The sequence below is a fragment of the Anaerobacterium chartisolvens genome (genome assembly GCF_003337415.1).
Lineage (GTDB): Bacteria > Bacillota > Clostridia > Acetivibrionales > DSM-27016 > Anaerobacterium > Anaerobacterium chartisolvens.
Map to the genome: position 1 here is coordinate 1 of NZ_QPJT01000038.1, position 7,178 is coordinate 7,178.

Sequence of the window (7,178 nt, forward strand, 5' to 3'; positions counted from 1 at the left end):
GTAATAGACATAAATAAAGTGGACATGCTGCAAATGACTCCTTCAAGGATGCAGCTTCTGCTTACGGGGAGCAGCAGCCTGTCGTGCCTTAAGGGTTTGAGGACTGTAATGATAGGAGGGGAAGCGGTGCCCGAGAGCCTCGTAAGCGAGCTTAGAAAGCATACAGAAGCGGAGATATACAACATGTACGGCCCGACTGAGACAACGGTGTGGTCGTCGGTATCGCTGCTTGACGCAAAAAGGCCTGTAGATATAGGGAGTGCAATAGCCAACACAAGGATATATATACTGGATGCACACGGCAGGCTGAAGCCTGTGGGTGTACACGGTGAGCTTTGCATATCGGGAGATGGGGTTGCAAGAGGGTACTTAGGCAGGAGAGAGCTTACCGAACAAAAATTCCTGCCCGATCCGTTTTTTGAGGGCGAGAGGATGTACAGGACGGGGGACCTTGCAAAATATTTGCCCGACGGAAGGCTGCAGTGCCTTGGGAGGATAGACCAGCAGGTCAAAATAAGGGGCTACAGGATAGAGCCGGAGGAGATTGAGGCCAGAATTTTAGAGCTTGAAAATATAAAGGAGGCAGTGGTGGCCGTGGGGGAAAATGCCGGCAGCGGGAAGTATCTGTGCGCATATTTTGTATCAGACAGAAAAATTTCTTCTGCGGAGCTTAAGCAATCCCTCGAAAATAAGCTGCCCAATTACATGATTCCTTCATTCTTTATACAGCTTGACGGGCTTCCGCTGACTCCAAACGGAAAGGTCAATAGAAGTGCGCTTCCCAAGCCAACCGAAGGTATAAAAGCAGAGGATGGTTATGAAAAACCGGAGAGCGAAATTGAACGAAGGCTTGCTTTGATATGGGAGAATGTTCTGGGAATAAAGGGTATAGGAGTAAATAACGATTTTTTTGATGTTGGAGGGAATTCCCTGCTTATAATAAAGCTTGAGACAGAGCTTGAGAAGCAAGGCTTCTTTATAGACAACGCATCTATATTTAAATACAGAACTATAAGGAAAATGGCACTTTTCATACAAGGAGACAGCGTTGAAAATGCTTCTGTGCAAAACGCCGGCAGCACAGCGATGCCACGTGAAGAAGAGAGTGATTCGGAAATGCATGAAAACACTAAAATAATTAAGGGTATAGAGCCATTTAACGAGATATTCTATAAAAATTGCTTCTATAACTCGGCATTTCCTGTTGCAATACATTTCGGTATAGGAGTTATGCCTTTTCTCGCAAATGATATTTTGGTGTATAACTATTCCCACGGCAAAGCAAAAATGAAGCTGAGCACCGACTATATACCTCGTGAACCTATAACCGACATAATGGAGAGGTGCGGTATAAGAATGGATAAATGCCAATATGGAGGCAGCATAACTGATAATATAGAGGAGTCAATCGACAGAGGCAAGCCGGTGGTGCTTTGGGTTGATTGCTATTACGCTCCCATAAGGAAGGATATGTACCTAAAAAGGCATCTTGAGCATACATGGCTTGTCTACGGGTATAACAAAACAAAAAGAATCTTTAATATTATAGAGCATATTCATATGGAGAATCTTAATTATGAAAAGCAGCTTATAAGCTATGATGAGCTTACGACATCACATAACGGCTTTATGGAAAATTTCTTTAGTGGTGAGGATGAGGAGCTTTTTCCATGCTGTGGGTTTGAATTTGCACAAAGGGATAATACAGGACACTATACTAAAGACTTTAAGCTAAACGCCTTAAACAGCAGAGAACTGGTGTTGCACCATCTGGAAGGCTTGAAGCTTTTCAGAGAGGATTACAGAGATACGGTACTGCGGGAGGAAACTCTAAAAGACAGTGCGGAGGAGTTTACTCAAGGAATAAATGACATTATCAGCTCGAAGAGGGTCGAAAGATACAAGCTTGTGGGAATGCTGGGAGAAAACTCGCCGGTTTTAGATTTAATTGATGCTGTAATAAAAAGCTGGACAGATATAAGAAGAGTGGTAGCAAAATATATGTATTCCTCCGTATACAGGGAGAGTGCAATACTATCCTCCATTCAAAAGCTGGAGGAACTCTGCTTTCTTGAAGAGCAGTATGTGAATTTTCTTTGCGGTTTGGACCAAAAAGATTCAGTGCTTGTTAAACACCACTAAAATGCTTTAGAAGGAGAATTAAACTAATGGAAAATTATGAAGATAAATACGGAATTGAAAAGAAGCTTATAAAAATTTTAAGTGAAAATGTGAAATTTGGTGATCAGGCGGGTAATCTTAGCTCTAAAGACAACTTAGAGGTTTTAGGCATAAATTCTGTATCGTTTATTAAAATAGCTGTTGAAATAGAGAATGAATTTGGATTTGAGTTCGAGGATGAAGATCTTAACATGGAGAAATTCCCAAACATAGGAACTATAGTGGAGTATGTTAATACAAGACAGTTATCCAAAGATGATATATAGGATGCAATAAAGATTTTACAAACATGGAGGATATAATTGCTTACAGAAATTTTTAATAGCAACGAAAAGACGCCTTGCGGGGAAATGTCTCACGGGTATGTCATCAGGCGCTTTTCTTAGATGTATTCCTTACGGGTCAAAAAAATTTCTTCCATCAAACTATATCCTCCATGTAAAATCTTTATTGCTAAATATATAGGTAGTAATATATAATTTATCAGTGAAGTATTCCATAGCATATATTGGCGTAAAATAGCATTGAAAGCATAAATTTGTATTCTTTATGACAGCAATATTTTACATACGTTATTTGCACAGATTTAAATGAAAATATAGAGGCAAGGTTGACGGAACAAAGAACGCCGATGACGGCGGAAGTTGGTTTAAATAGCACCTTTAGGGCCTCTAAAGATATTTGGGGGGAGGTGGATCCAAGTAGTACAGGCATTAAAAAATATAAGATAAATGTGTGTATAATTTTGCATAAAGGTTGATATATTTGCTTACTTATATGCACTCCGTTTACAGTAAAAACATTATATGGTAGTATAAATATAGGTTAATGACAATACTTTTCAAAAGATGACAAAGACAGACAGCTCAAGGTTCAGACAGAAAAATACTAATTATCGTTATGAAAAAGAGTATTATAACTAACTGATGACAGGAGAGTAATACTACTGTATGTATACCATATTATATTTGCTTTGCGACCATACTGCTTTCTTTGGATAAATCCACATTTGTTTTACAATATTATTTACAGTAAGATAATGTAAGCTTTGATTTCAAATTTTATTTACACTTCATACATCAAACCAATAATAGTTACACTTTAGCTCTCTATACGGAGTTCACACACATCAACTTTTTATCTTAAAAAATCTGAAGGGTAAATTTTAGGCGTGGCTTTCAAATTCCACTTTAAAAAGCTTTTAAATTAAGGGACAAAGGTTCTTTAATTTTATATATAAATTTAAAAGGTGCGGACTGCTATGTATGTTATAAAAAGTGTACAAAAGATTCCAGCTCTGGGGCTGCGTTTTAAAACAGAGCAATTCCGCTGTTTTAAGGAAAGGTTGAAGGTTTAACAAGAGTAGCGAAATGGCTGAATTGCCATGTGGTAAAAGATAGCTCTTAGCATTAAGGGGGGATGATGAACAATTCATGTTTTAGTCATTATTGATTAATGTGTAAGGGTGTATCTTTGATCTATGGCGTTTTTGCATTTCATAATATAAAAACAGAAAGGGGGAGATATGGCTTTACAAAAAAAGACTATGCTCTATTTATGCTTAATAGGGCAAGGCCTGATATGAAACTTTAAAATATTTAGGTTAAGGAAAGGATGGATAAGATGAGGAAAAAAAGAATTTGTTCCGTCATTTTGGTAGTTGCATTGGTACTGTCTTTAGTCTTTTCACAATCATTAGTAGGCTTGGCCGCTCAGCAGGGAGACTTAAAGGTACAGATGTACAATGGCAACAAGGCGGTTGATACAAGCGGAATTCAACCGCAATTTGTATTGACGAACACCACAGGAACAGCTATATCGCTCTCTGATGTCAAGATAAGGTATTATTATACTATTGACGGAGAAAAGGCACAAAACTTCTGGTGCGACTGGTCTTCTGTGGGAGGCGCGAACGTAACCGGGAATTTTGTAAAAATGAATACCCCTGTAACGGGCGCAGACTATTATCTTGAGATAGGCTTTACAGGCAGTGCGGGCGTATTGGCTGCGGGGCAGAGCGCTCAGGTGCAGGCCCGGTTTGCAAAGTCGGACTGGAGCAACTACAACCAGTCAAATGATTATTCGTTCAATGCCTCAGCTTCAAGTCCTGTTGACTGGAATAAGGTTGACGCTTACATAGGGTCCACTCTTGTATGGGGTACTGGTCTGGGAGGCGGGGGAATTAACGATTCAACAATATCTCCGACGTCTGTAACCTTTGACAAAAAGACTCCTGCTGATATTGCCATTACGTTAAATCCTAAAAGCAATACGTTTATAGGGATAAGCGGTCTGACGGCAGGCACACATTATACCGTATCGGGTAATACCGTAACCTTAAAGCAGAGCTATCTTTCTACTCTGGCTATAGGTGCGGCAACCCTGACGTTTGATTTCAGCGCGGGAAATGATCCCAAGCTGACTGTAAACGTTATAGACAGCTCTGTAACTCCTACCGGAAATTTATCGGTAAAGACCTTCAATATGAACACCTCTGCTACGACTGGCGGTATTTCTCCTAAGTTTGTTCTTACTAATACCGGAAGCACAGGAATAGATCTGTCACAGGTAAAACTCAGGTACTATTACACCATTGACGGTGAAAGAAGCCAGAATTTCTGGTGTGACTGGTCTTCGGTAGACGGAGCCAATGTAACCGGAACATTCGTAAAAATGTCTACTACTGCCGCAACTGCGGATTATTATGTTGAGATAGGCTTTAAAAGCGGAGCTGGGACCTTGGCTGCCGGCCAGAGTGCTGAGGTACAGGTGAGATTCTCAAAGGATGACTGGAGCAATTATACTCAGACCAATGACTATTCTTACAATGCTTCGGCAACCAGCCCGGTTGACTGGACAAAGGTAACCGCTTACATAAACGGCGCTCTTGTTTATGGAGTAGAGCCTATAGGCGGAGGGGACAAGGATTCTACCATCAGTCCTGCATCTGCAACCTTTGACAAGTATGTACCGGCGGATGTATCGACAACAATAACCTTTAACGGAAATACATTGGTAAGCATAAAGAACGGATCGACAGCTCTTGTTGCAGGCACTGACTATACATTGTCGGGAAGCACTGTAAAGATAAGCAAGTCGTATCTTAGCAAATTTGCGGCAGGCACCACGCAGACACTGACCTTTACCTTCAGTGCGGGGAAGGCTGCATCGCTTGTAATCAATATTATTGACTCCACTCCTGGAGACGGATTAAATGTAACAATAGGTACAGGCGAAGGCAAACCGGGAGATACGGTAACAATACCCGTAAGCTTTGCGGGAGTACCTGCAACAAGCATAGGCAACTGCGACTTCAAGCTTGGGTTTGATACCAGCCTTCTTGAGGTAGCGGATGTAACCGCGGGCAACATAGTAAAGAATGCTGCAGTAAACTTTGCATATGCAGTAAACACCACCACCGGTACAATAAGCTTCCTGTTCCTTGACAACACAATAGGCAGCGAGCTTATATCAACCGACGGAATATTTGCAAACATTAAATTCAAATTAAAGAGTGTTACAGCCAAGACTACAACGCCTGTAACCTTAAAGTCTTTGGGCGCGTTTGCAGACAAGGACTTAAAGCCTATTACCGCTAAATTCATACCGGGAAGCGTTACTATAAACCCGAACCCGACAGAAGGGCTGAAGGTTAATATAGGCTCTGGCGAAGGCAAATCGGGTGAAGAGGTAACAATACCCGTAAGCTTTGCTGGAGTACCTGCAAGCAGCATAGGCAACTGCGACTTCAAGCTCGGGTTTGACACCAGCCTTCTTGAGGTAGCGGATGTAACCGCGGGCAGCATAGTAAAGAATGCTGCAGTAAACTTTGCATATGCAGTAAACACAAGCACCGGGACAATAAGCTTCCTGTTCCTTGACAACACAATAGGCAGTGAGCTTATAACCACCGACGGAATATTCGCAAACATCAAATTCAAATTAAAGAGCGTTACAGTCAAGACTACAACTCCTGTAACCTTAAAGTCCATAGGCGCGTTTGCAGATAAGGATTTAAAGGCTATAGAAGCAGAATTCACACCGGGAAGCGTTGTAATAAACCCTAGTGATGGGGAAGTGGATTCCACAATCGCTCCCACAACCGCAACCTTTGACAAGTATGTTCCTGCTGATGTTTCCACAACAATGACCTTAAACGGAAACACGCTGGTAAGCATAAAGAACGGATCGACAGCTCTTGTTGCAGGCACTGACTATACCTTGTCGGGAAGCACTGTAAAGATAAGCAAGTCGTATCTTAGCAAATTTGCGGCAGGCACCACGCAGACACTGACCTTTACCTTCAGTGCGGGGAAGGCTGCATCGCTTGTAATCAATATTATTGACTCCACTCCTGGAGACGGATTAAATGTAACAATAGGCACAGGCGAAGGCAAATCAGGTGAAGAGGTAACAATACCTGTAAGCTTTGCGGCAGTACCTGCAAGCAGCATAGGCAACTGTGACTTCAAGCTCGGGTTTGACACCAGCCTTCTTGAGGTAGCGGATGTAACCGCGGGCAGCATAGTAAAGAATGCTGCAGTAAACTTTGCATATGCCGTAAACACAAGCACTGGCACAATAAGCTTCCTGTTCCTTGACAACACAATAGGCAGCGAGCTTATATCCACCGACGGAATATTCGCAAACATCAAATTCAAATTAAAGAGTGTTACAGCCAAAACTACAACTCCTGTAACCTTAAAGTCCATAGGAGCATTTGCAGATAAGGACTTAAAGGCTATAGAAGCTAAATTCATACCGGGAAGTGTTGTAATAAACCCCAAGGATGTAGTTGACGAATTTAAAGTAACAATAGGCGCAGGCGAAGGCAAATCAGGTGAAGAGGTAACAATACCTGTAAGCTTTGCGGCAGTACCTGCAAGCAGCATAGGCAACTGTGACTTCAAGCTCGGGTTTGACACCAGCCTTCTTGAGGTAGCGGATGTAACCGCGGGCAGCATAGTAAAGAATGCTGCAGTAAACTTTGCATATGC

At 41.7% G+C, this 7,178-nt stretch carries 3 protein-coding genes; all 3 read left to right on the plus strand.

Features of this window, described 5'->3' with window-relative positions; translation table 11 throughout:
- Positions 1–2,142, plus strand: a 2,142-nt coding sequence (locus DFR58_RS19990; protein ID WP_147273219.1) for an AMP-binding protein, incomplete at its 5' end; no start/stop codon positions are given.
- Between the two features lie 26 nt (positions 2,143–2,168).
- Positions 2,169–2,447 (plus strand): acyl carrier protein, encoded by a 279-nt coding sequence (locus tag DFR58_RS19995; protein WP_114300016.1) that lies wholly within the window; start codon positions 2,169–2,171, stop codon positions 2,445–2,447.
- Between the two features lie 1,357 nt (positions 2,448–3,804).
- On the plus strand, positions 3,805–7,178 hold a 3,374-nt coding region (locus DFR58_RS20000), incomplete at its 3' end, for a cohesin domain-containing protein (RefSeq protein ID WP_170138247.1).

Bases quoted from the DNA above. Each gene is read 5' to 3' on its own strand.
- DFR58_RS19995 (WP_114300016.1), top strand. From the start codon at position 2,169: ATGGAAAATTATGAAGATAAATACGGAATTGAAAAGAAGCTTATAAAA.